Source organism: Acinetobacter sp. YH12072 (assembly GCF_013419565.1).
In the GTDB taxonomy this organism is placed as follows: domain Bacteria; phylum Pseudomonadota; class Gammaproteobacteria; order Pseudomonadales; family Moraxellaceae; genus Acinetobacter.
The window spans coordinates 64,100-89,896 of record NZ_VOZV01000005.1; the positions used below are offsets into that span (position 1 = coordinate 64,100).

Consider the following 25,797-nt stretch of genomic DNA (forward strand, 5'->3'; position numbering starts at 1 on the left):
TGGGGGTCAACCATGGGAATGATGGTCAATTCAAACGACAGCGATGATGAGGTCATTGGTACCATTAATACCACGCCTCTGGTTGATGTGATGCTGGTACTGCTGATTATTTTTCTGATTACAGTACCGGTTGCAATTCATACCGTACCGGTCGATCTGCCTGAAGAACGTAATGTCCCGTATGAAACCAAGCCGGAAAATATCCAGCTGGCAGTCAATAAAAATGGCGATATTTTCTGGAATGAATCCTATATTCCGGACAAGGCAATTTTACTGACCCGTTTACAGGCAGAAGCCCAGAAACGTCCTCAGCCTGAGGTGCATATTCGCGGTGATCAAAGAACAGCTTTTGAAGCGATTGATCAGGTCATCAGTACTACCCAGCAAGCAGGTATTGGCAAGATTGCATTTGTCACGACCCCGCCCGCTTCACCTTAAGATTGAGGGAGAATCCAGTTATGGGAATGAATGTTGGCTCAAATCAGGATGATGATGTAATGCTGGACGTCAACATGACACCATTGATTGATGTCATGCTGGTCTTGCTGATTATGTTTATTATCACTATTCCATTGCCGAATAATTCGATTAATATCAACCTGCCGAATGGTACACCACCACCGACTGAGGAAAAACCGCCAGAGATTGTGAATTTGCGTCTCGATGCTCAAGGCCAGATCTTCTGGAATGATCAGCCGGTGGCCAATGCTCAAGCGCTGGAGGCCTTATTCAAGACCGTAGCGCAAAAAGCCAATCAGGATCAGATTAAAATCAAGGCTGATCGTGCAACTGAATACAAGCATATCGCGATGGTGATGGCTGCGGCTCAGCGTCTGGAAGTGAAAAAAATCGGAATTGTCAGTAACAACAATTCTTAAGTCTATAGAATCAAAAAACCCAGCATCTGCTGGGTTTTTTATTATTCAATATCTTACATTTGTGACTGGATATAGTTTTGTAGACCAATCAGCTCGATCAAACGTAACTGTTTTTCTAACCAGTAAGTATGATCTTCTTCCGTATCCGACATTTGCTGGCGCAGCATGTCACGGGTCACATAATCGCCCTTCTCTTCACAAAGTTTGACCCCTTGAGCCAGCTTTTCACGGACATGATACTCAAGCTTCAGGTCAGCTTTCAGGCAGGTCACTACATCTTCACCAACTTCGATGTCATCACGCTGCATATTTGGCGTACCTTCAAGAAAAAGGACACGACGGATCAGGGCATCTGCATGCTGTGCTTCTTCCTGCATTTCATGGTCGATGCGTTCAAAGATTTTAGTCAGACCCCAATCTTCATACATACGAGAGTGAATCAGGTATTGATCACGAGCAGCCAGTTCGCCACCGATCAGCATATTTAAATAATCTACGACTTCTGGATTACCGCGCATTTGAATTACTCCCTGCTTTTATCATCCTATTATGGAGAAAAGATGTTTGTTTTGCAAAAGCAAAATTATGGTAAATATCTGATTTTTATATAATTAAAATGAGAAGCACTTGCATTTACGCTCTCTGTTCGGACAAATCCCATTTATAAAACAACATCTTGCATTTTTCATTCCGTTTTTATTCAATCCAGCAAGCTGGAATATTCAAACGTTAATTTTTGTAAATATTAATAAGCACTTATCTTGTTGCTTATTTTTATCTTGGACTCACCTGTTTGGCCTGGTTCATGCATAATTGTACCTACGATGAAAGAAGTCAAAACAACAACGGTTTAAATATGACATTACAACATAGCACAGCACCTGTTCTGGTCACCGGCGCATCTGGCTATATCGCCAGTTGGGTGATCCAGAAACTTTTAAAACAAGGTTATACCGTACACGCCACTGTACGTGACCTGAATAAAACCCAGAGTTATACACACCTTGAACAAATTGCAGACAGCAGCCCGGGGACCTTAAAGCTGTTTGAAGCTAACCTGCTCAAGCCCGGTTCTTTTGATGCGGCCATGGAAGGTTGTGAAATTGTCTTTCATATGGCCTCGCCTTTTGTGGTCACCAATTATAAAGATGCGCTCAAAGACATTATTGAACCGGCAATTCTGGGTACGCAAAATGTGCTGAATAGCGTCAATAAAACTGAATCTGTCAAACGTGTGATTGTCACCTCAAGTATTGCCTCAACGTATGGCGATGCGATTGATATTTTGCAAACCGAGCACACCAGTTTTGATGAATCTCACTGGAATACCACCAGTTCAGAAACCCATCAGCCTTATCCATATTCCAAAGTCATGGCAGAACGCAAAGCTTGGGAAATGGCGGAAGCACAGGATCGCTGGGACCTGATCTGTATCAATCCGGCACTGGTCTTTGGGGAATCCTTAACGCCTAATACTCAATCAGGCAGTGTGGAAGTTCTGCAACAGTTTGCCAATGGCATGACCTTGCTGGGTGTTCCACCAATGTGGAATGGTGTGGTGGATGTTCAGGATGTTGCGGAAGCCCATATCCGTGCCGCCTTTAATCCGGAAGCGCATGGCCGTTATATTATCTGTAGTGAGACTTTGAGCCTGCTAGAAATGGGTAAAATCCTGCGTGAAGCATTTGGTCCAAAATTCCCGTTTCCGCGCAACCAGTTGCCAAAAACGGCTTTCAAGATTTTTGGTCCTCTGGCCGGCTTTAGCCGTAAATTTGTTGAACTCAATATGGGTTATCCAATTTTCTTTAATGCACAAAAAAGTAAGGATGAACTCGGTCTGGAATATCGTCCAGTAAAAGAAAGCTTGGTCGAACATTTCCAGCAATTGCTGGATGATGGTGTGGTGAAGAAATATATTCCTTAATTGTACGAGCTCAAACCTGATCTGACAGTGACCGATTTTTTATGGTGTCTGTCAGATTAAATTTGAGCTACTACACCGACTTATGCGCCCACAAGCTCACTATTCCTGCATAAAAACAAGCTAAGCAGAAGTCCAACGCGCATTTTTCCACGCTTGCTGTTGCTTTGTATCTAGAAAAGTCCAAGCCACAAAACGACTCTCTTTTTGCCCCTGCGTCATTTTAATAGTTTTTACATCCACTGCACCGCACTTACGCAAGGTATTTAACAGCATAGGCAATGTGGTTTTCTTAGAAACCAGTGTACTAAACCAAAGACATTGCTCAGCAAACTGTGTGCTCTCTTGTACCATTTGGCAAACAAAGCGTTCTTCTCCACCGTCACACCACAGCTCGTTCTTTTGTCCACCAAAGTTTAACACCACTTTAGACCGATCAACCGGTTTGCCAAGTTTGCGTAATTTTTGCGTTGCTGTGGCATTTGCCTCATCTTGTGAAGCATGAAATGGTGGGTTACACAGGGTCAAATCAAAACGATCTGAAGGTTTAATCACACCTTTGAAAATATTGCTCGGTGTCTTCTGCAATCGAATCTGAATCCCCTTCCTGAGATTTGGATTTGCCTCCACAATAAATTGAGCACTTTTAACCGATGCAGGATGAATGTCTGAGCCAACAAATTTCCAACCATAACTACGATGCCCAATGATCGGATAAATACAGTTCGCACCTACCCCAATATCTAACACCTGAACTGCACGCCCTGTTGGAATTTGGCCGTTATTATTGTCACTTAACAGGTCAGCCAAATAGTGAATATAGTCGGCTCTACCCGGAATCGGTGGGCAAAGATAATCTTGAGGAATATCCCAATATTGAATGCCGTAAAAATGCTTGAGCAATGCTTTATTGAGCATTTTCACAGCCAGTGGATCAGAAAAGTTGACTGAAAGATCGTTGTATTGATTCAGGCTGACAAAAGGTGCAAGTTCCGGACAACTCTTGATCAGCTGAGGAAAATCGTAACGACTGCGATGCAGATTTCGTGCATGTAATTGCGATTTTTGTTGCGGAAAAGATTTCTTTGCTTGCGCCATGTGTATGCCAATCATCAAAGGGAGAACAGAATCAATCAGGCAGGATCTATACCTGCAAATGAATCTATTGTACGTGAATTCAACTTACATTACCGAACCCGTCCTTGTATTTGTCTATCCTCCCCTCTCATTCACCTATAGTTTTGAACTAGCAATAAAAAAGACACCTTAAGATTCATCATCCTGGGTGTCTTTTTTATTTGAGTCATTGTTTAGAGCTAATTATTCTTCGATTTGCCCATGCTCCTTCATCAAAGCAATAAATTGCGCTTCATTGATCACGGGCACACCGAGTTTTTCTGCTTTATCGAGCTTAGAACCGGCTTTTTCACCCGCCACCACGCATTTGGTCTTGCTAGAGACACTCCCACTGACCCGTGCACCTAAGGCTTGCAGTAATTGCGTCGCTTCATCACGTCCCATAGAGCTTAAAGTTCCAGTCACTACCCAGCTTTCGCCATTCAGTGGTTGGCGCGTTGGTGCAATTGGCGCATCCCAATGAATACCGGCAGCCAACAAGCGATCCAATACTTCCAGATTATGCGGTGCCTGGAAGAAATCAACAATCCACTCTGCTGTAATATCACCAACATCCGGTGTTTTCTTTAAAGCGTCTACATCAGCACTACGTAAAGCGTCGAGAGTCTGGAAAGTATTGGCCAGCATACGTGCTGTCGTTTCACCTACGCCACGAATCCCGAGCGCATAAATAAACGCTGCCAATGTAGTTTTCTTGCTGTTCTCAATCGAATCAATGAGATTTTGAACGGACTTTTCACCCATTTTTTCGATTTGCAGTAATTGCTCACGATGCTCATGCAAGTGATAAATATCCGACACATCTTTCAAAAGATTGAGATGTAACAGTGACTCCACCCAGCGATCGCCCAAACCTTCGATATCCATGGCCTTACGTGAAACAAAGTGACGGATGGTCTCAATGCGCTGCGCTGCACAATACAGCTCACCTGAACAGCGTGCCAGTGCTTCACCTTCTGGCATGACCACAGGAGAATCACACACTGGACAGTTCTCTGGCAAATACACTTCTACCGCATCGGCAGGACGGAATTCTGGCCAGACTTTTTCAACCTTAGGAATCACGTCACCACTACGATAAACGCTGACGGTATCACCAATACGCACATCCAGACGATGAATTTCACCAATATTATGCAGGGTCACATTGGAAACGGTCACGCCGCCCACAGCAACCGGATTCAACCGTGCTACAGGCGTTAGAGTCCCGGTACGACCCACTTGCCAGTCAATATTTTCAACAGTGGTCAATGCAGCCACTGCCGGGAATTTATAAGCCGTTGCCCAACGTGGTTCACGGCTCAAGAAACCCAGTTTCTGTTGCTGTTTAAGGTCATTGACCTTAATGACCATACCATCGATTTCGACACTAAGCTTTGAACGTTCTTCAATGATCTGCTCGTAAACTTTTTGCACTTCCTGGATGCTACTGCAGATAAAATGCCGCTCACCAACAGCAAAGCCAAACTGCTGTAGCCATTCCAGACTGGCTGACATCGTGGTTTGACCATGATGCGGTACACACTGGGCAATCCCATAGGCATAGAAAGCCAAAGGTCGAGAAGCTGCAATATTCGGATCAAGCTGGCGTAAACTGCCAGCCGCAGCGTTACGTGGATTAGCAAAGGTTTTTTCACCTTTCGCTGCATTGGCCGCATTCAGGCGTTCAAAGCCGGATTTCGGCATCAGCACTTCGCCACGCACTTCCAGTAATTCTGGAATCACGCCATTCACTGGAGACAGAAATTTCGGCAGGTTACGGATGGTTTTGACATTCTGGGTAATATCTTCTCCAGTTTCCCCATCACCACGGGTGACACCACGAACCAGTACGCCATGTTCATACCAGAGGGAAATTGCCAGACCGTCAAATTTCAGCTCAACATCGTATTCAATCTTTTGATTGGGTAAACGCTCTTCAATACGGCGTGCGAAAGCAAACAGATCATCCTGATTAAACACGTTGCCTAAAGACAGCATTGGCACCGCATGCGTTACGGTCAGAAATTTGGAAAGTGCCTGACCGCCTACTTTAACTGTCGGTGTGTCTGGCTGTTGTAAATGTGGATATTGTTCTTCTAAAGCTTTGAGCTGATGAAAGAGCTGATCATATTCACTGTCTTCAATCGTAGGTTGATCCATCACATAATAAGCATGATTATGCTTGGCAAGCAGTTGAATCAATTGACGCATTTGCGCAATGACAGTGGCATCTTGGGTCATAATTTCACCATAAAAAAGGGCGGAAAATCCGCCCTATACAATATTCAGCTTTTCGCTATTATAAAAATCGGATTCTGCAGATTCAATATTGGAATATTAAACTTCTGCAGTCTGTCCAGCACGATAATCAATCGCCTGATGACGCCAGAATTCACGTAATTGCGGGGTCATTTCCTGCTGGTTCTGATCATAAACCAGACCATCCACTTCACGCGCAATCAGACGTGAAATGCTGTCCATGGTATCGAAAGCATTCTGCACATCGCTATGCGGTAAAGCCAGGAAGAACGCCAAACCTTTGACTTCTTCAGTCGACAGAGTTTCTAAGTCAAAACCTTCCATCCCTGTATCTGCCATACGTAATACCGAAAATAGCAATTTTGAGCCATCTTCACTATAACGATGGAAACATGCCAGTTCACCATAACGCAGGCCATATTTCAGTAAAACTTTTAAGGTTTTTTCACCTGACAGTGCACGGCCTTGTGGATAAACATGCAAAGAAATAATCGTTTCAGCATTGGCTAGCGAACATTCTTCATCCACAATTTTTTGCTCATGTAGATGTGCATCGAGAATACTGCTTTCATCATTGAAATCAGAAATTTCAGCTTTTTCAATATTGCTATTCAGGCTAAATTCAGCGGCTTTAGGCTCTTTTGCTGTTTCTTCTACTTTGGCTACTTCTGGTTCTGCCTCCTCTGCAACCACCGGTGTGTCGAGTGGACTTGCTGCTTTGGTTTCTGGCTGGGCGGTTTCAGCCAAAGTTGGCTCTACTTTGGCTTCTTGTTGTTCTGCCACAGGTGCAATGTTGTCTACTGCTTCTTCATTCAGGCTCGGTTCAACACGTGTAGCTGCCGGACTTTCTGTTTTAGACAGTTGAGATCGTACATGCCTTGGAATAACCGGAGTCTGGCTGTCAGGATCAATATGCAGGTCTGCATCCAGTGACGGTACAGCCTCCGCAGGTTTTTTCAAGATCAGTCTTATGCCGAATAGCATAATCACAATTGCAATAACAATCCCGATAATTGTGGTGATTTCCATGTTATACCTCCGCAGCTAAGCCGTATTCTTTTGCCTGTTCCAAATTTACTGTCACTAATTTTGAGGTTCCCGGTTCAGGCATGGTTACACCTAAAAGATCAGTCGCCATCATCATTGCAAGTTTGTTATGGGTAATATAAATAAATTGCACTTGTTCAGAAAGCTCTTTGACTAAATTACAAAAACGTCCCACATTGGCATCGTCCAGCGGTGCATCGACTTCATCCAGTACACAGAACGGTGCCGGATTTAGTCGGAAAATTGCAAAGACCAGTGCTAATGCGGTTAAAGCCTTTTCACCACCAGAAAGCAATGCCAGTGAGCTATTGCGCTTGCCTGGTGGGCGTGCCATCAGTTTTACACCCGATTGCCATCCATCTTCAAGACTTAAACTCGCTTCACCGCCCTCAAATACTTTCGGGAACAGGTTTTGCAGCTCGGCATTGACCTGATCGAAGGTATTCATAAACAGCTTACGGGTTTCCTGATCAATACTTTTCATTGCTGCCTGCAGCTGTTCAACGGTATTTTCCAGGTCCTGAATCTGATGGCTGAGTTCGCCATAGCGTTTCGAAACTTCTTCATACTCTTCAGAAGCTGCCAGATTCACCGCACCCAGTTTATCGAATTGAGCCTGTGCTTTTTCCAGTTTAGCCTGATGTACTTTTACATCAATATTTAGCCCTGAAATTACTTCACTATTCAACTCTTTCAGCTGCTCTGAATAATGCTGTAAATCAGATCTGGCAGCTTGCCAAGCCAGACGTTTGGCTTCAAGTTCAGTACGCAATTGTTCATCTTGCTGCTGGAAAGTATGGCGCTGCTCAGTCAGGTGCTGCTGCTTGCTCTGGATCTGATTCAGCTCGATCTGCCAGTCTGCCCAGGTTTTTTGCAGTTTTTCCGTGATCAGTGCCTGTTCATTGAACTGGCTCTGTAAAGCAGGTAATTCCAGTTGTACCGGATCGACAAACTTTTTGGCCTGTTCTATTTGCGCAATAATCTGTTGGTATTGCTCTTTTAAAAACAGCTGGTCTTTTTCCAGCAGTTCAGCCTGCTGCTGGCTTTGTACTGTTTGACGGCGCAGTACTTCTAATTCCTGCTGCGCCTGCTGAGTGACTAGCTGTGAGTCTTCCAGCTGGGCATTGAGTTCTTCCAGCTGGAATTGCAAGGTTTTGTAATTTGGCAGTGCCTGTTCCAGTTTCAGATTCAGCGCATGCAGATCAATCTCCAGATCATCTTTCTGCATCGCATCTTCTTCCAGTTGCTCGTCCAGTTGCTGTAACTGGTTCTGCAATTGCTGTTTCTGTACTGCAAAGGCCTGTGTCGCACTCTGGACTTTAGCAATATTCAGATCAAGCTGTTGTAACTGCTTTTGTGCCTGCTTCTGCTGCTCATTGATGCTCTGAATCTGGCTCTGTAAAGCTTTCACTTGAGCATTTAACTCAGGAAGCTGTTGCTCTAGATCTGCGAATTTTGGTTCAAGCTGAATCAGTTGCTGCTCGATTTCATCCAGACGAATACGATGACTCAGTGCTCCTTGTCCCGCCTGACTGGCTTCATCATAGTCCAGTGCAATCATCCAGTCGGGTCCGACATGATAGCCATCCAGACTTAAGATCGACTGGCCTGTATGCAACTGCGTTTGTAAACCAAGCGCCTGTTTAAAGTTCTCAGCTACGGCCACCTGTTGCCAGAGCGAATATTGAGGCGCTTCAATCCAGTCTGCTAAACAAGGGAGTCCATCAAGCTGAATATTATCCTGTGTCGTCTGAGCTTTGAGCTGGCGTGCACTATTTTCCAAAAAATGCTCAGTTTCTTCTAATACTTGTGCAGAAAGCCATTTCGCCAGGAACTTTTCAATCAAACTGGCATAAGCTTTGGCCTGTGGATTCAGCTTCAGCACTTGCATTAACTGCACCGCATCCGCTTTGGCGTTTGGATTGGCTTTGGTCAGTAACTGGCTCAGGTTTTTGCGTTCTGAATGCAGTACCTGAATTTCTGATTTCAGCTGCATGAGCATTTGCTGCTGACTTGCCTGTTCTGCCTGTAGCTGCTCAAGCTCAGTTTTCAGTGTTTTGAGTTGAGCCTCAAAGCCAGTGATTTGCTGTTCAGTTTCAGCTCTATCAGTCTGATACTGTTCCAGCTCATCTTGCTGCGCCTGCTGCTGAATTTGTGCTGCCTGCTGTTGCAAGGTTTCTTTTTGCTGTTCAATCCGGACAATATTTTTAGCCAGCTGTTCACTTTGCGCCAGCATTTGCTGTTTACGTTGTTGCTGTTGCTCAACCTGGGTTTTAATTTGAGCAAACTGGGCAGCAATCGTGCCTTGCTGGGATTTCAGATCAGTCAGACTCTGATTTTGTTCCTGACTTTGACCTTCCTGCTGCTGTAATTGTGCAGTCTGATCTTCGAGCTGCTGATGCAGGGTGTCCAGTTGCAATTCAATCAGCTGTAAACGTTCTTTAGTCTGAGCTTTTTGTTTTTCCAGCTTCACCAGACTACTAGAGTTCTGCTGCAACAAGGACTGCTTTTGCTGCAACGTCATTTCCAGTTCACTGAGCTTTTTCTCAGCCTGTTGCCATTCAGTTTGTAGCGGTGTGGACTGTTGAATCAAGCGCTGGAACAGTTCACTGGTCACTCCCAGATCATGCTCAACAGTAGTCAATTCAGAACGTACCAGCTTAAAATTCTCGCCCAGCGTATTCATCTGCACAGTATATTCTTCTTGCAGACGCTGGCTCTGCTCACACTGGAACGACAGGATTTCAATCTTGATGGTACGGATCTGGCCTTCCAGTTCCTTATATTGAATGGCAGTTTCTGACTGGCGTTTCAAGGTTTTAAGCTGAGACTTGAGTTCAGAGGCAATATCTTCCAGACGCGACAGGTTCTGCGTCGTGTGATCCAGATGCAGCATGGTCTCGCGGCGACGTGCCTGATAACGGGAAACCCCGGCAGCTTCTTCAATAAAAACCCGCATTTCTTCCGGCTTGGCATCTACCAGACGGTTAATCATGCCCTGTTCAATAATTGCATAAGAACGCGGCCCCAGACCGGTTCCCAAGAAAATATCGGTAATATCACGACGTCGGCATTTAGTGCCATTCAGGAAATATTCAGACTTGCCATCACGGTTGACCTGACGACGCACTGCCAGCTCATTATAGGCATTATACGCACCGCCCAGCTTGCCATAAGTATTATCAAAACGCAGTTCTACACTGGCGATGCCCACCGGTTTGCGCTTGGCTGTTCCGGTAAAAATCACATCCTGCATGCTGCCACCACGTAGTTGGCGCGCACTGGACTCACCCATCACCCAGCGTATGGCATCAATCACATTTGATTTACCACAACCATTGGGTCCCACCACTGCAGTCCGGTTATCCTTGAAGTGTAAGGTAGTACTGTCAGCAAAAGATTTGAAGCCTGAAAGTTTTAAACTGCTTAAACGCATAGTGTCCTGATTTAACGTCGTGAGCGTCTGGCCCACGCGAGTTCAATTTGTTTCATCCGTATCAGAGATTCCAACACAAGGTTGCGCAAGTGTCGACAAAAATCTTCCATAAATAACGTCGCCTGATGGGATTTACGAATTAAAATCGCTTCCGTCACCAGTTTAAATAATTCAAAAGATTCCTGTAGCTCACGTCTTGAAATATTCAGGGTCAGAAAATAGCTACGGCGTAAAGATGGCAGCAGTTCCTGATAGTAGCGCATCAGGTAAAGATTACCGACCATCTCCTGTTGCTGGGCCATTCCCTGAAAGATCAAATCATAAAACTTTTCGATATGGCCTTGGCGGGTTTCGGCTTCTAATTGTTCTAATAATAGCTGAATGCGCTCTGCCTCATGACTGCGCCAGGTCTCTGCCATGCGATGTACCATCTGCCCCAGCAATAAAGAGGTCAGGTCAAACAGGGCACGAACCTGCATGGCCGACATTTCCGAAACAATGGCGCCACGACGCGGGAAGATTTCAATCAGCTGGGTACGTTCAAGCAAGAGCAAGGCTTCACGGACTGATCCCCGACTGACGTCAAGTTCCGATGCAATTCTGAGTTCCTGGATGCGTTCGCCTTCAACCAGTTCACCCCGGATAATCTGTTCACTGATATACTTGGCAATCTGTTCAGACAAACTGTGTGCTTCTTGTTGTTGCATACTGTTCCTGTCTTATTTTTATTGATGCAAGTGCAGTCATTCTGGATGACTTTTCAGTTATTAAACGGCTTTTTTGCAGAAAATACTTTGACATTGTCAGACAATCTTGTGTCTATACAGCCAACCCAGTCAAAGAAAAAGGAGAATAGTGACCTATTCTCCTCAAAAAATTTAGCTGATAAAAAATGAGTAGTTCAGGCAGTAAAGCCTTGATAGATAAAATACAGACCAACTGTAGTCAATAAGGCCGCAAAACATTTTTTTAATAGAACTGGTGATAATAAATGCGCCACTTTTGCACCAAATTTTGCAGTGATAAAACTCATCACACTAATACCAATAAACGCATAAATATGAATATAACCAATCGTATTTGGTACTTCGACTTCAGCTTTCTGACCAAACCAGATGAAACCTAAGGCACCAGCCACTGCGATCGGCAAACCGCAGGCAGCAGAAGTGGCTACTGCTTTCTGGATGACGACACCACAACGATTCAGGAAAGGCACAGTCAAACTGCCGCCACCAATCCCGAATATGGCCGATGCCACGCCAATGCCACCACCCGCTGCCAACTGTAATGCGGCTGAAGGCAATTTCTGATTCGGATCAACCTGATAATGCGCGCCTCTAAACATTCTGAATGCAATCCAGACTGCAAAGAAGCCAATCAGCAATTGCAGGCCTTGGCCCGATAAATAATCTGCAATTCCAGCTCCCAAGAATGAGCCAATGACCAGGCCGGGTGCCAGATTACGCACTACATCCCATAACACTGCCCCTCTCTGATGATGTGCCATCACCGAACTGATTGAGGTTACAATAATTGTGGCCAGAGAAGTTCCGACTGCCATATGCATAATCACGCTTGGATCGTACTGGAGCTGGGTAAAAACAATGTAGAGAATTGGCACGATAATCAGACCACCACCAACGCCAAACAGGCCTGCGGCAAATCCTGCAATTGCACCAATCAATAAATATATGATTAACTCCATAACGACATTTACCACGTTTAGATTCAAATGGATGTAGAAACTCGCGAACTGCAGCAACGTTTAAGTCAAGCAGGCCAACTCCCTGAAGTGTTGCTGATCAAGCCGATCACCACATCGACCAATGACGATGTCCGGGAACTGGCAACCAAAGGGGTACAACAGGTACTAGTGTGTAGCCGCGTGCAAACCCAGGGACGTGGACAGCGTCAACGTCAGTGGATTTCTCCTGAGGGGAACATCTATTTAAGCACATTGCTGCATACACAAAAAGTAATCGATGGTCGCCTGGCACTGGAAATTGCATTAAATATCCTGCAAATGCCAAGCCTAAAAGGACTGGACTTGCAGGTGAAATGGCCCAATGACCTGTACAGCCTGCAGGGGAAATGGGGTGGCATTCTGATTGAACCGATTTCGACTCAACAGGTGGTGGTTGGTGTCGGGATCAATATCAGCCCACTCATGGAAAGCATTCCAGACCAGCAGGTCACCTCTCTGACTGAATTGGGACTACCACATACTTCACGTGTAGATCTGATTGCCGAGTTGTATCTGGCTATTCAGCAAGCGGGGGAATGGTTTAATTATGGCAGTCAGAATCTGCCGGCACGGTTTAACCAATATGCTGCATTTTTCCAGCAAACAGTTGAATTTACCGATATTCAAGGCCAATATTCCGGAACTTTCCTCGGCATTCAAGACGATGGTGCGGTCATTATCGAAACGAATGCAGGTACGCAGACATTTTATCAGGGGCAACTCCGTCTTAAAAACGGTGGCTGAACAGGCATCATTCAATGAAAAAACTATGGTTGGATATCGGCAATACACGGCTCAAGTACTGGATTACGGAGCAGAACCAGATCATTGAACATGCCGCGGAAATGCATTTGCAATCCCCTGCCGACTTACTTCTTGGCTTGATTCAGCACTTTAAGAGTTTAGGCTTGCATCAGGTCGGGATTTCTTCCGTGCTGGACAAAGCAAATAATACCCGAATTCAATTGATTCTGACCTGCCTGAACATTCCTGTAGTTTTTGCCAAGGTACAGGCACGCTATGCCGGTTTGATCTGTGGCTATGATGATCCTTCCCAGCTTGGGATTGACCGCTGGTTGCAGGTGCTGGCCGTTGCCAAGTCGACCGAGCAAAATTACTGTGTCATCAGCTGCGGGACTGCCCTGACCATTGATCTAGCCCAAGGTCAGAAACATCTCGGCGGTTATATCCTGCCGAATCTGTATTTACAACGCGATTCCCTGATCCAGAATACCAAAGGCATTAAAATCCCGGATGCGGCTTTCGAGGAACTCAGTCCTGGACGTAATACCATTGATGCTGTACACCATGGCATTTTATTCGGTCTGCTCAGCACCATTGAAAAAGTACTGCAAGATTTTCCGGCACAGCTGATCCTGACCGGTGGAGATGCTGCACTCTTTGCCCAGCATCTCGAACGGTTTCAGCCTATTATTGAACCCGATTTATTGCTTAAAGGCCTGCAGCATTTTGCAGATCATTTGCCAAACACAGTTTGAGCAGCTCGAGCAACTTTGAAAAATCTGCATAGCCATCCAGCTTGTTAAAATGCCCTGCATTTTTGATTTCAAAAATCTGTGCATTCAGGCTATGGCCCAAACGCAGTGAAATCGGTGCAGGCACATAAGGATTATTGCTGGAAAGCAGCATTACAAAACGTTTGGCGCCAAGTGATAAATTGTTCAGATCTAGCTTTACTGCCTGCACCATTTTGTTTAGTTCCGACCAGGCCACCAGTGGTGTATCAAAAGCTGCGACCAGCATTAGCCCGCCAATTTTCAACTGTGTACGGTTATAGTGTTCTTCGAGAAACTTTAGAGCACTTAAGCCACCCAAGCCATGCGCAACAATGAAACTATGCTCATCCAGATGTGGAATCTGCAGTTTCAGGTTGTGCTGCCATTCTTCCAGATCGGGTTGAAAAGGATTGGCCAGCATGATCCGTTTGGCCTCGAACCCGGCGTCTTTGATCTGCCGGCTTAACCACGGATACCAGTGGTCATTTGAGGTCGCCTGATAGTCAGGCACGATATAGACTTTCTTCGTTATATTTTTCATAGCATTGTACTTATTATATTGAGAGCAAAATGCTCCGAAAAAAATTAAGTTTTTAATTATTTATTAGCGGATGAAATTCAATATTCCTTATTCAACTTCACCCTGTCATCATTGAACCAATCTGTTCATCATCCTCCCTATTTAGTTGAAGATTGGATCAAATAAGGCTGAATCACTCGCCAGACTTCCGGCAGTTCAGTACAACCCTGCGAATTAATAAAATGCCCTTGATGTTCGGCACAGACTACGATTGCATCCAGACTTTCCGCTTGCTCCAGACTGAAGTCAGGCTGAACCCGATCATCACCTTCCGAATAAATCACTACACGTTCATCAATCTGACGTTTCAGTAAATCAAAATCTACTTCAGCCGCGTCAATGAACGGATTAACTTCTTCCAGACGTCCCAGTCGGCCATTGAAACCGGCCACCAAAACCAGTTGTTTGATTCTCTGATTTTTTAATTCGCGACTTAAATAATGTAATGCAGCCAGACAACCCAGACTATGCGCAATAAAAATACTGTTTTCGTCAATCCCGTCAATCTGTTCACGCATTTGCTGTTCCCAGACCTCCAGTTTTGGCGTAGTTGACGGGTCAAGTCTGAGTACTTTCAAGCTGACATGTTCCTGCTGGGCTTTTTCCTGAATCCATGGAAACCAGTTTTCTTCAGGACTTGCGGTATAGCCATGCACCACAATCACTTGAGTCATTAGATACATCCTTCTGTATTATTTTATTTCGAATGTTTTCGAGTCTGCCTGATTTTTCTAGAAATTTGGGTAAGCAAATGTTGTTTTGTTTAAACTGGATATAAAAGAAAATACAGACAATAAAAAAGGCGCTGTACGCGCCTTTTTTATTTAAAACAGTTATTTTTTGTCGTTGCCGCCGAACAGTGGGCCCATACCACCGCCACCGCCAAACTGTTTTTGCAGACCGCTCAGTGATTTCATCATTTTTGCCATACCCGACGGATTAGCAAATTTCTTCATCATCTTCGCCATTTGCGCATGCTGTTTAATCAGCTTGTTGACTTCTGAGACTTCCATACCGCAACCTGCTGCAATACGCTTTTTACGGCTTGGATTCATCAGGTCAGGGTTACGGCGCTCCTTGATAGTCATCGACTGGATAATCGCTTCCATTTTCTTCACTTGCTTTTCAGGATTCGCATGCGCAATTGCGTCTTGAATACCAGAATTGCTCATGCCTGGAAGTTTGTCCAGGAAGCCCATCATGCCGCCCATCTTGTTCATCTGCTCGAATTGCATCAGCATATCTTCAAAGTTGAAGCTACCGCCTTTCTGCAATTTCTTCGCCATTTTCTCGGCTTTTTCTTTGTCGATTTTGCGTTCAACTTCTTCGACCAAAGAAAGCACGTCACCCATACCCAGAATACGCTGTGCCACACGTTCCGGATGGAAAGGTTCCAGCGCATCCAGTTTTTCGCCCATACCGAGGAACTTGATTGGCTTGCCAGTAATCGCACGAACAGACAGTGCTGCACCACCGCGCGCATCACCATCGGTTTTAGTCAGGATCACACCCGTCAAAGGAAGCGCATCGTTAAATGCTTTGGCTGTATTCGCCGCATCCTGACCGGTCATGGCATCGACCACGAACAGGGTTTCAGTCGGATTAATCGCTGCATGCAGCTCTTTAATCTCTTCCATCATATCGTCATCGATATGCAGACGACCTGCGGTATCGACAATCAGTACATCGGCAAACTGGATTTTTGCCTGTTCAATTGCACGATTAACGATGCTGATCGGTTTTTCAGTAGCACTCGATTCAAGGAAAATCGCGCCAACTTCGCCAGCCACTGTCTGTAACTGCTTGATCGCAGCCGGACGATAAACGTCGGCAGACACCATAGCTACTTTTTTCTTTTGACGCTCTTGCAGGAAGCGCGCAAGTTTGGCTGCAGTCGTGGTTTTACCCGCACCCTGCAAACCGGCAAGCAGTACCACCACCGGTGGTTTTGCTGCAAGGTCGAGGCTCTCATTGGCCTCGCCCATCATTTTGGTCAATTCGTCATAGACGATTTTGACGAAGGCTTGCCCTGGTGATAACTGAGTCATCACTTCCTGGCCTAATGCTTCTTCCTTAACTTTCGCGATAAATTCACGAGTTACAGGTAACGCAACGTCGGCTTCAAGAAGTGCCATACGTACTTCACGTAACGTATCTTTAATATTGTCTTCGGTTAGCTGCCCTGAGCCAGTAACATTTCTTAAACTCTGCGTGAGTCGTTCTGTTAAGGTATCAAACATTGCAAAATCCGCTTAAAATAGCCAGTAGCAAAAAATTGTTTCTTAAAATAGAAAATTTATGCATAGAATGCTATAGGATACTGTAGTTCGCACTGAATTTATATAAATGAATATTCATCACCCTTAAAAAGGTTTGACATGCTTAGCCTACCCTTGGTTTACACGATCTTAGCATTAATCGCTTATACCTCCTCTTTTTGGTATCTGTTCATTCATTTAATGACTAAACGTACTCCAAATCAATGGTTTGTCGGCTTAACAGCTTTAGTTGGACTGGTACTGCATGCTTTGGTTTTATCAGGTGACATGTATACCCCGATGGGGATGAATTATGATGTATTTGCCTTACTTTCCTTTACGTCAGGGCTAATGCTGCTGCTAAGTATCATTTACAGTACCTATCGGCCGATTATTGCTTTAAACCTGATTGGTATCCCCGTCGCTGCAACCGGCCTAATTCTCGGTTTCAGTTTCACCCAGCCAGCGAAAGTCATTGCACAGAATTCTCTAGGCCTGGATATTCATATTATCTTGTCCCTATCCGCTTATGCTGTGTTATTGATGGCGACGATTCAGGCCGTCATTTTGCGGTTTCAGGATCGTGAACTGAAGAAAAAACAGAAACGTCGGGTTTGGGTGAATCTGTTGCCCTCCTATCAGGATATGGAATCTTTATTGTTCGATATGCTGATGACCGGTTTCATTTTACTGACACTGGCATTGGGTTTTGGCTTCTTTACCATCGATAATTTCTTTGCCCAGCATCTGGCCCATAAGACTGCCTTTAGTATTGTGTCCTGGCTGGTTTATGGTGCATTACTGATCGGCCACTGGAAATTTGGCTGGCGTGGTCAGAAAGCAGTGCGCTTTACCCTGCTTGGGTTTGGCCTGCTGGCGCTCGGCTTTATCGGTTCCAAATTTGTGCTAGAAATGCTGTTAAACAAATAAGCTGATTGATCTTCGATCGGTATTATAAAAGCCCAGCTAAGACTGGGCTTTTTATTTAATTATCCTTTTCTTGATCTGGATTTATCCTTCCCACTCGTAGCGATAGCGGCCAACTCACCACCCGGGGCAATTCTGGATCTTCCCATTCTGGCAATAAGGCATCTGCCAGTACATTCAGCGGATTATGTCCGAGTGCCTGGGTGGCTGCTTTTACGGCTGACCAGGTACTCATATAGCCTATCAGTTGGTAAAAGTTCCACTCGACTTGTAATACCGGCGGCTGTACAGAAATTTCCTGAAATGGAAATGGCAGATTTTTGTATCCTTCATCGACATGGCGACGTTCAGGTGCCCAATAGGGTGCGATCGTCACTTCATAAAAATGTCTGAAATAATGATTCAGATGTTCTTCATCAATGCTGAATACCCCATAACTAATAAGAGCCAGAATGGCATTGGATTTTGCAATACGGCGAACTTCCGCATAGAACTTGTCCAGATCCAGCCAATGGGCAGCTTGTGCGACTGAAATCAGATCTACACTCTGGTCAACACATGGGATTTCTTCGGCTAAGGCCTGATGATATTGAATTTTCGGATGAGGTTTGGCCTGTGCGATTTGTTCGCTACTCGCATCAATGGCAATGATCTGATCAAAATAATGCGCCAAAACCTCTGAAAACTGTCCTGAGCCACAGCCGACGTCTAAAGCCAATTTGGTACTCGTTGATAGCTCTGCCAGCATCTTCCCCAAAGTGTCCGGATAATGCGGGCGAAACAAGGCATAATCTTGGGACTGCTGGGAGAAATGGTCTTTAAATTCCCGCCTTTCCATCTGCACTTTCCTGACCTGTTTTCTAACAGCTTAACTCGATCCGGAAAGGCGACAATAGGAATTTGGTTTCATTTCCAATAATTTTTAAAACTAAAAAATTAGCGTATTTTAATTATCTAAATTTTTTAAAAATCAGCGAGTTTAACTATTTTGCTTGATTTGATAATCCGCTTTAAAGTTCTGATAACTACGTCGCTCTGCGGAATTTTCGGTTAAAGCTTTTACTTCCTGCATGGTATTCAAGCAACGTGCAGTGAGCTGGATATATTGCTCGGTGCCATGGCTTTTCCAGGCAATTTCTTTTTCTTCTAAGGGCCGAACTACTTTTGCCGGACTGCCAAGTACCAGATTATTTGCTGGCACTTTGAATTTGGCCTTAACTGTACTGTTGGCCCCAACAATGACATTCTCCCCGATTTCGGCCTCATCCAGAATCACACTATTCATACCGATCAGGGCATTTTTTCGTACCACGCAGCCATGCAGAATGGCACCATGACCGACATGGCCATATTCTTCAACCAAGGTCACACTGTCCGGAAATCCATGGATGGTACAGGAGTCTTGGACATTGGCATTTTTCTGGATATGAATCCGGCCAAAATCGGCACGCAGCGAAGCGAACGGACCAATATAAACTCCGGCTTCAATGATCACATCACCGATCAGCACAGCCGTAGGATGGATATAAGCTTCAGGGCTGACGACAGGAATCACCCCATCAATCGCATAACATGGCATAGACTCCTCCTTGAGCTATTACATTCATGATTTTTTAAAATATTAAAAAGTCAATTCCGGCTGCTTTAAGCCACCAAAACGTTTATAAAATTGTGGATGTGCAGGTGGCATAAGGCCTTCCGCTGTCCGGGCAGTCTCCAGGAAAAACTCATCTCCTGCTGCAAATACTGCCTGATATAGATTGGTACTTAAGTTACGTGCAATCAGTGACAACCAGTCTGTTGGTAACAGTTCAAATGGCAGATTCGGGTCTTTCAGTAAAATACGGCGATACTGGTGGATCAGCAGGATACGGATCTGAAAGGCTTGTACTGGATCCAGTTCCTCTTCATTTTCCACCAGATAGAAAAATTCACGGAAATCACTAATAAATTTTTCATAACGCTGATGCAATTCCGGGATTGGCCAATTGGTTTCAACCATGCGTTTAATGGTCGGATAAGATTCCTGCCAAAGCTGTAAAGTTTCAGCACGGAATACTACCACCTGATCAGTCATCTTGTTATTCAGTAAAAGGTTTTGCAGTTTCTGCTGATCACAACCCGGATAGGCCATGACATTGGTCGCGATATTGGCAAAGCCTAACCATTCCAGTTCTTTTTTTAGTATCTGTTTATTTTCCAATTCAACTGAACTGAGCAGAACCAGATCCCATTTCTGATCCCATTCATTATGCTGGAAGCTGTAAATCTTTTGGTCTGCGGTAATAAAACGCTGACGGCTGCTTTCGGTAATCCGGTAATAACTGGTGCGGCCAATCTTTTCTGAACTCAGCCAGCCATTTTGTACCAGACGGAATACAGCGGTACGCACAGAACGCTCATTGAAGCCAAATACATCCATCAGCTGAATCAGGCTGGCAAGACTAATGACTCCCCCACGGTGATAAATGCTGTCACCAAAAATCGTCATTACCAATGAGGTTCCACTGAGGGTCTCATTCTGAATGAAATCATCAATTACTTGTTTTAATTTCGGATTCATTATGTTCAATTTACCTTGTCAAAGCCGGATGACAGACCTGAGCCTGTCATCCAGATGTATTTAAGCGGACTTTCGGATATCAAACACCCGCTGAGCCTTACCTTCAGAACGTGGCAAGCTACCTTCCGGTAAAACTTCCACACTGACACTAATCCCGACCATGGTCTTGATTTGTACTTTCAGCTGATTTGCCAATTGGTGTGTCATATTTATAGCATTATCTTTACGCATTTCGGTACGAATATGCAATGTATCCAGGTGACCCTGTTTACAAATCTGAATCTGATAATTTGGAATAAGCTGCGGAATATGCAGGATTTGCTCTTCAATTTGTGATGGGAACACATTCACACCACGAATAATCATCATGTCATCACTGCGACCGACAATCTTATCCATACGACGCATGGTACGTGCTGTACCTGGCAATAAGCGTGTCAGATCACGGGTACGGTAACGAATCACCGGCATACCTTCTTTGGTGATGGTGGTAAATACCAGTTCACCCAGCTCACCGTCAGGTAATACTTCACCAGTTTTCGGATGGATAATTTCAGGATAGAAGTGATCTTCCCAAATGGTAGGACCATCTTTGGATTCCAGACATTCCATCGCCACACCCGGCCCCATCACTTCAGAAAGGCCATAAATATCCAGTGCATCAATACCCAGACGTTCTTCGATTTCACGGCGCATTTCATTGGTCCAAGGCTCTGCACCAAAGATCCCGGTCTTGATGGAACAGTCCTTGGCAGTTCCGAATTTTTTCTCCAGACATTCAATAATGTTCAGACAGTATGATGGCGTGACCATTAAAGCTGTTGGCTTGAAATCATGAATCAGCTGGGCCTGCTTGTCGGTCTGGCCGCCTGACATTGGAATTACGGTGGCACCTAAACGCTCTACGCCATAGTGTGCACCTAGGCCACCAGTAAACAGGCCGTATCCATAAGATACCTGAATCGTATCTTTACTACTGAGTCCTGCTGCACGTAACGAGCGTGCCACCACATCTGACCAGGTATTAATGTCATTCTGGGTATAACCGACTACAGTCGGCTGACCTGTAGTACCTGAAGAAGCATGTACACGGACAATCTGCTCCTGAGGCACAGCAAACATGCCAAATGGATAGTTTTCGCGCAGATCCTGCTTGGTGGTGAGCGGGAATTTTGCCAGGTCTTCCAGTGATTTTAAGTCATCCGGATGGACACCGGCTTCATCAAACTTTTTCTTGTAAACCGTACTGTTCTGATAAGCATGCTGCAGTGTTTTTTTCATACGTTCCAATTGCAGGCTACGTAATTCATCTACTGAAGCGGTTTCAATTTGTTCCATTGCATTGTTATTCATATTCTTGCTCCTGCTACAGTCATCCTGACTGCTGATGATTTCTCTTTTGATTCAGTCCTTAAGCCACATTTTCCAGAATCAGTGCGACACCCTGTCCAACACCGACACACATGGTACAAAGGGCATATTTTCCTTGCTTGCGTTGTAATTCTTTCATGGCGGTAATCACCAGTCGTGTACCGCTCATTCCGAGTGGATGTCCAAGGGCAATAGCACCACCGTTTGGATTGACTCGTGGATCATCATCCTGAAGGCCTAGCTCACGTAATACTGCGAGTGCTTGTGCGACAAAGGCTTCATTCAGCTCAATCACATCCATCTGTTCCAGACTTAAGTTTGTCTGTTTTAATACTTTCTGCACTGCGGGCACTGGACCGATACCCATATAACGTGGTTCCACTCCTGCACTGGCGATTCCTACTACTCGTACCAATGGTTTCAGTCCATATTGTTCTGCGAAATATCTATTACCCAGTAGCACACAGGCTGCACCGTCATTGACACCAGACGCATTACCCGCAGTTACCGAACCACCTTCCTTTCGAAATGGTGCTTTTAAAGAAGATAACTTTTCTAAAGTAGTATCGGCACGTGGATGCTCATCTTCAGTAATCACCTGAGTAGAACCTTTAGCACCTTTGATTTCTACTGGCAGGATTTCTGCCTGAAAAATGCCATTCTGCTGTGCCTGTGCAGTTTTTTGCTGACTGTGATAAGCAAACAGATCCTGATCTTCACGATTAATCTGATATTTTTCAGCTACGTTTTCTGCCGTTTCCGGCATGCTATCTACGCCGAAACCTGCCTTGAATTTTGGATTGATAAAACGCCAGCCAATGGTGGTGTCATAAATTTCCGGAGTACGGCTAAATGCTGTGGTTGGCTTGGATTGTACAAATGGCGCACGGCTCATGGATTCTACCCCACCGGCCACTACAAATTGCGCTTCACCCGATTTAATTGCACGTGCTGCCAGGCCGACCGCATCCAGACCGGAAGCACAGAGACGATTTACAGTAATCGCGGGTACACTTTCCGGCAGGCCCGCTAACAGTGCTGCCATACGCGCGACATTACGATTATCTTCACCGGCCTGATTAGCACAGCCTAAAATCACTTCATCAACTTCTGCCCATGGCAGGTTGGGATGCTGCTGTTTTAAATACTGGATCGGTAAAGCAGCAAGGTCATCAGTACGAATACTGCTCAAACCACCTGCGTAACGACCAATTGGGGTACGAATACCGTCAAAAATATAAACATGTTCCATCGTTCTTGTTCCTTAGCTCGCCATCCCTTAGTCTGTTGGCGATACTTGTTGCGCCTGTCCTAGCGCTGTCTGCTTAGTTCAATATATACCAGGTTGTATCACTCTTCACCAAAAATACGATACATATTTTTTAATATTTGTAAATTCCTGACATATTAAATTCCACTTACTCATCCAAATCATTTTTTTGAATAAAAAAAATAAAAAATAATTCAAAAATCAACATCTTGAGTAGAAAAATAGTGCATAAATCTATATTTTCAGATTTCATTTACTATCAGGGTACTACTACATATAACATAGGACCTAGCTAACCATCAGACCAAATAGGTATCATATTCATACCTGTCAGTAATAATTCAACTCGACCAAGTTGCTAAGCGATAACTGAAAGGAAAAAATCCAACAACTTTGAGCCGAGTCAAATCCATCTCCGGCAGATTTAGCAGCCCTTATATTGTGGTGTGCGTTTTTGCATAAAGGCCTGAACGCCCTCACGATAATCATTAGAACGGCCCGCCAGACGTTGCAGATCCCGCTCCAGAATCAGTTGCTCATCCAGATTATTGTCTGCAGCGGCATGAATCGCTTTCTTGATCAGGGATAGACCATAAGTCGGCTGAGTCGCCAGATGTTCAGCCATTTTTTCAGTTTCTGCCTTTAACTGATCATCTTCAACTACCTGCCAGATCATGCCGAGTTGCAGCGCACGTTCAGCCGAGATTTTGTCACCCAGCATCGCCAGACCCATTGCTTGAGCACGGCCAACCAGACGTGGCAGGAACCAGGTACCCCCTGAATCTGGCACCAGACCGAGACGGCAGAAGGCCTGAATAAATGAAGCAGATTTCGCTGCTACCACGATGTCACAAGCCAGAGCAATATTGGCACCTGCACCCGCTGCTACACCATTTACGGCACAGATCACCGGTTTTGGCATTTCAGTAATCAGTTTAATCAGCGGGTTGTAGTATTTTTCAATCGATAGCCCCAGATCTGGCGCATCAGCATTTGGATCAACCACACGATCGTTCAGGTCCTGACCAGCGCAGAAACCACGACCTTCTGCAGAAATCACTACAGCGCGAATTGCCGAATCTTGCGCCCAGCGCTTTACGACAGAAGATACTTCCTGATGCATGGTTTCATTAAAACTGTTGAGCTGTTTTGGACGGTTAAAAGTCAGATAGCCCACTGCATTTTTTTCTTCGACAATAATTGTTTGGTAATCCATTACACACCTTTTAAGTTCTATTGAGTTCATGCATTTATCTGCATGGTGCTTAATTTAAAATCTTTACTCGTCGAAACTGAGACGAACATTTTGAGTGGTTGGACGCGCCTGACAGCTCAGCACATAACCTTTCTGGATTTCTTCTTCTTCCAGGCTATAGTTGATTGCCATTTCCACTTCACCTTGCAGCACCTTACATTTACAGGTTGCGCATACCCCGCCCTTGCAGGCATATGGCAGATCTGCACCAGCACGTAAAGCCGCATCCAGAATGCTGTCATCCTGTTTGGACACTTCAATGATCAGCTCACGACCATCCAGAATGATGTTGACCTTTTCCTCGGTACGGCTTTCGATCTGCTGCGCAGAGGCTTTTGGTGCAGTACCGGTATTAAAGCGTTCGGTGTGAATTTTGCTGCGTTCGATCCCAAGGGTTGGCAATACGGTTTCTACCGCATTCATCATTTCTTCAGGACCACAAGCAAAGCAGTGATCAGTTTCTGCTGGAATCAGGCCCGCCTGGAACAACTGCTGCAATTTTTCTTCATCAATACGACCATTTAAAATCTCGCTGTCATTTAGCTCACGCGAGAAAATATTGATCAGTTGCAAACGCTCTTTAAAGCGGTCTTTCAGATCCATGATCTGTTCAGAGAACATGGTCTGTTTCCAGGAACGGTTACCATAAACCAGTGTAAAAGTGGCATCTTGCTTACGGCTCAACACTGCTTTGACAATAGACAAAATTGGTGTAATGCCACTACCTGCAGCAAAACCCAGATAATGTTTACCACCAGTCTTGGCCGCTTTCTGGAAAAACACACCTTGTGGTGGCATCACTTCCAGTACATCGCCGACTTTCAGATTTTCATTGGCCCAGGTCGAGAACTGGCCCTGATCAATTTTCTTGATCGCAATACTCATGTCTTCATCACTATCGCTACAGATCGAATAGCAACGGCGCAATTCTTCCTGTCCTGTCATATGACGGATGGTCAGGTGTTGGCCCGGCTGATACTGAAAATTTTCGGCATGTTCTGGACTCAGTTCAAAAGCAATGCAAATTGCCTGTTCAGTCTGAGGCTGAATAGATTTAATGGTTAACGGAATAAACTGGCTCATTTCAAAATCCTTCTTAAGCTGTGGCGATCTCACGCTTTATTGTTATGGCTTGTGCGCTTAAGCCCTTAAATACATTTAAAATAGTCAAACGGCTCCAGGCATTCCTGACATTTGTACAGCGCCTTGCAAGCGGTTGAACTGAATTCACTGAGTAGTCGTGTGTGATGGCTCTGACAATGTGGACACTGGATACCATCACTGAGTGCAACATGAGTGCCGCAGCTATTCGATTCGCCTTTAGGTGGAGCAATACCGTATTGCTGCAGTTTCTGTTTACCTTCCTCACTCATCCAGTCAGTGGTCCATGCTTCTGACAGATCGACCACGACTTTGACCGGCGTCAGCTCATGTGCTGCAAATGCCTGGGTGATTTCCGCCTTGAGCAGATCGGTTGCCGGACAGCCACTATAAGTGGGGGTCAATCGAACCACGATTTCATCCTGTGGGTTGATCTCCACTCCACGAATCATGCCCAGGTCAAGGACTGACAGGACTGGAATTTCCGGATCGGAAACCTGTGCCAGGACCTCCCAGCATTGATCTTCTACATGTCTAATCAAGTTCATGCC

The 25,797-nt window shown here is 45.0% G+C and carries 24 protein-coding genes; 6 read left to right on the forward strand and 18 right to left on the reverse strand.

Going from position 1 to position 25,797, the window contains the following annotated elements; genetic code table 11:
- The first annotated feature begins 12 nt into the window (after nt 1-12).
- The gene (locus tag FTU19_RS03695; RefSeq protein ID WP_005234255.1) at nt 13-438 is read left to right on the forward strand and encodes a biopolymer transporter ExbD; all 426 of its coding nucleotides are present in this window, start codon (nt 13-15) and stop codon (nt 436-438) included.
- Between the two features lie 20 nt (nt 439-458).
- The gene (locus tag FTU19_RS03700; protein WP_166136700.1) at nt 459-878 is read left to right on the forward strand and encodes a biopolymer transporter ExbD; all 420 of its coding nucleotides are present in this window, start codon (nt 459-461) and stop codon (nt 876-878) included.
- Between the two features lie 53 nt (nt 879-931).
- Here the strand turns inward: FTU19_RS03700 and bfr are convergent, their stop codons facing one another.
- The gene (bfr, locus tag FTU19_RS03705; protein ID WP_004783337.1) at nt 932-1,396 is read right to left on the reverse strand and encodes a bacterioferritin; all 465 of its coding nucleotides are present in this window, start codon (nt 1,394-1,396) and stop codon (nt 932-934) included.
- A 338-nt stretch (nt 1,397-1,734) separates the two neighbouring features.
- Between bfr and FTU19_RS03710 the strand changes: the two genes are divergently transcribed.
- Nucleotides 1,735-2,802: an aldehyde reductase gene (locus FTU19_RS03710; RefSeq protein WP_034170652.1), complete on the forward strand. Its 1,068-nt coding sequence runs from the start codon at nt 1,735-1,737 to the stop codon at nt 2,800-2,802.
- Between the two features lie 120 nt (nt 2,803-2,922).
- Here the strand turns inward: FTU19_RS03710 and rlmF are convergent, their stop codons facing one another.
- From rlmF to FTU19_RS03740, 6 genes are all read right to left on the reverse strand, one after another.
- Nucleotides 2,923-3,897: a 23S rRNA (adenine(1618)-N(6))-methyltransferase RlmF gene (gene rlmF, locus FTU19_RS03715; RefSeq protein WP_180052851.1), complete on the reverse strand. Its 975-nt coding sequence runs from the start codon at nt 3,895-3,897 to the stop codon at nt 2,923-2,925.
- 222 nt (nt 3,898-4,119) lie between these two features.
- A complete protein-coding gene (ligA, locus tag FTU19_RS03720) occupies nt 4,120-6,159 on the reverse strand; it encodes an NAD-dependent DNA ligase LigA (RefSeq protein ID WP_180130142.1) in 2,040 nt (679 codons plus the stop codon).
- Between the two features lie 96 nt (nt 6,160-6,255).
- Nucleotides 6,256-7,206, reverse strand: a complete 951-nt coding sequence (locus FTU19_RS03725) for a cell division protein ZipA C-terminal FtsZ-binding domain-containing protein (protein WP_180033587.1) — start codon at nt 7,204-7,206, stop codon at nt 6,256-6,258.
- A 1-nt stretch (nt 7,207) separates the two neighbouring features.
- Nucleotides 7,208-10,660 (reverse strand): chromosome segregation protein SMC, encoded by a 3,453-nt coding sequence (gene smc / locus FTU19_RS03730; RefSeq protein ID WP_180130163.1) that lies wholly within the window; start codon nt 10,658-10,660, stop codon nt 7,208-7,210.
- An 11-nt stretch (nt 10,661-10,671) separates the two neighbouring features.
- Nucleotides 10,672-11,367: a GntR family transcriptional regulator gene (locus FTU19_RS03735; RefSeq protein WP_180130143.1), complete on the reverse strand. Its 696-nt coding sequence runs from the start codon at nt 11,365-11,367 to the stop codon at nt 10,672-10,674.
- 194 nt (nt 11,368-11,561) lie between these two features.
- On the reverse strand, nt 11,562-12,365 hold the full coding sequence (locus FTU19_RS03740) for a sulfite exporter TauE/SafE family protein (protein ID WP_004783347.1): 804 nt from the start codon (nt 12,363-12,365) through the stop codon (nt 11,562-11,564).
- Nucleotides 12,366-12,392: 27 nt separating this feature from the next.
- Here FTU19_RS03740 and FTU19_RS03745 point away from each other — a divergent pair, with 27 nt between their 5' ends.
- Entirely contained in the window at nt 12,393-13,148 is a 756-nt protein-coding gene (locus FTU19_RS03745) for a biotin--[acetyl-CoA-carboxylase] ligase (RefSeq protein WP_004783349.1), read from the forward strand.
- Between the two features lie 14 nt (nt 13,149-13,162).
- Nucleotides 13,163-13,903, forward strand: coding sequence for a type III pantothenate kinase (locus FTU19_RS03750; RefSeq protein ID WP_180047941.1), 741 nt, complete (start codon nt 13,163-13,165; stop codon nt 13,901-13,903).
- Here the strand turns inward: FTU19_RS03750 and FTU19_RS03755 are convergent.
- The 3 genes from FTU19_RS03755 to ffh all read right to left on the reverse strand — a co-directional run bounded on the left by FTU19_RS03755 (nt 13,857) and on the right by ffh (nt 16,741).
- Nucleotides 13,857-14,462: an alpha/beta hydrolase gene (locus FTU19_RS03755; protein WP_179992863.1), complete on the reverse strand. Its 606-nt coding sequence runs from the start codon at nt 14,460-14,462 to the stop codon at nt 13,857-13,859. The genes FTU19_RS03750 and FTU19_RS03755 overlap by 47 nt on opposite strands.
- Nucleotides 14,463-14,599: 137 nt before the next feature.
- Nucleotides 14,600-15,175, reverse strand: coding sequence for an alpha/beta hydrolase (locus FTU19_RS03760; protein WP_179992862.1), 576 nt, complete (start codon nt 15,173-15,175; stop codon nt 14,600-14,602).
- A gap of 159 nt (nt 15,176-15,334) precedes the next feature.
- Nucleotides 15,335-16,741: a signal recognition particle protein gene (gene ffh, locus FTU19_RS03765; protein WP_180052848.1), complete on the reverse strand. Its 1,407-nt coding sequence runs from the start codon at nt 16,739-16,741 to the stop codon at nt 15,335-15,337.
- Between the two features lie 138 nt (nt 16,742-16,879).
- On the opposite strand from ffh, the gene FTU19_RS03770 reads away from it, so the two are divergent.
- Nucleotides 16,880-17,689: an inner membrane protein YpjD gene (locus FTU19_RS03770; protein ID WP_004783358.1), complete on the forward strand. Its 810-nt coding sequence runs from the start codon at nt 16,880-16,882 to the stop codon at nt 17,687-17,689.
- A gap of 55 nt (nt 17,690-17,744) precedes the next feature.
- Here the strand turns inward: FTU19_RS03770 and FTU19_RS03775 are convergent, their stop codons facing one another.
- The 8 genes from FTU19_RS03775 to paaD form a co-directional block, all read right to left on the reverse strand.
- Nucleotides 17,745-18,524 (reverse strand): class I SAM-dependent methyltransferase, encoded by a 780-nt coding sequence (locus FTU19_RS03775; protein ID WP_179993127.1) that lies wholly within the window; start codon nt 18,522-18,524, stop codon nt 17,745-17,747.
- Nucleotides 18,525-18,665: 141 nt separating this feature from the next.
- Nucleotides 18,666-19,265 carry a gamma carbonic anhydrase family protein gene (locus tag FTU19_RS03780; RefSeq protein ID WP_179993128.1) on the reverse strand — a complete coding sequence of 200 codons (600 nt, stop codon included), beginning with the start codon at nt 19,263-19,265 and terminating at the stop codon, nt 18,666-18,668.
- 42 nt (nt 19,266-19,307) lie between these two features.
- Nucleotides 19,308-20,249: a phenylacetic acid degradation operon negative regulatory protein PaaX gene (gene paaX, locus FTU19_RS03785; protein ID WP_034701554.1), complete on the reverse strand. Its 942-nt coding sequence runs from the start codon at nt 20,247-20,249 to the stop codon at nt 19,308-19,310.
- 60 nt (nt 20,250-20,309) lie between these two features.
- Nucleotides 20,310-21,602, reverse strand: a complete 1,293-nt coding sequence (gene paaK / locus FTU19_RS03790) for a phenylacetate--CoA ligase PaaK (protein WP_180130146.1) — start codon at nt 21,600-21,602, stop codon at nt 20,310-20,312.
- A 58-nt stretch (nt 21,603-21,660) separates the two neighbouring features.
- On the reverse strand, nt 21,661-22,872 hold the full coding sequence (gene pcaF, locus FTU19_RS03795; protein WP_180130149.1) for a 3-oxoadipyl-CoA thiolase: 1,212 nt from the start codon (nt 22,870-22,872) through the stop codon (nt 21,661-21,663).
- Between the two features lie 442 nt (nt 22,873-23,314).
- Complete coding sequence (gene paaG, locus FTU19_RS03800) at nt 23,315-24,106, reverse strand: 2-(1,2-epoxy-1,2-dihydrophenyl)acetyl-CoA isomerase PaaG (RefSeq protein WP_179993131.1); 792 nt, start codon at nt 24,104-24,106, stop codon at nt 23,315-23,317.
- A 63-nt stretch (nt 24,107-24,169) separates the two neighbouring features.
- A complete protein-coding gene (gene paaE / locus FTU19_RS03805) occupies nt 24,170-25,228 on the reverse strand; it encodes a 1,2-phenylacetyl-CoA epoxidase subunit PaaE (RefSeq protein WP_180130151.1) in 1,059 nt (352 codons plus the stop codon).
- A gap of 65 nt (nt 25,229-25,293) precedes the next feature.
- A complete protein-coding gene (gene paaD / locus FTU19_RS03810; protein WP_180130154.1) occupies nt 25,294-25,794 on the reverse strand; it encodes a 1,2-phenylacetyl-CoA epoxidase subunit PaaD in 501 nt (166 codons plus the stop codon).
- Between the last annotated feature and the right edge of the window lie 3 nt (nt 25,795-25,797).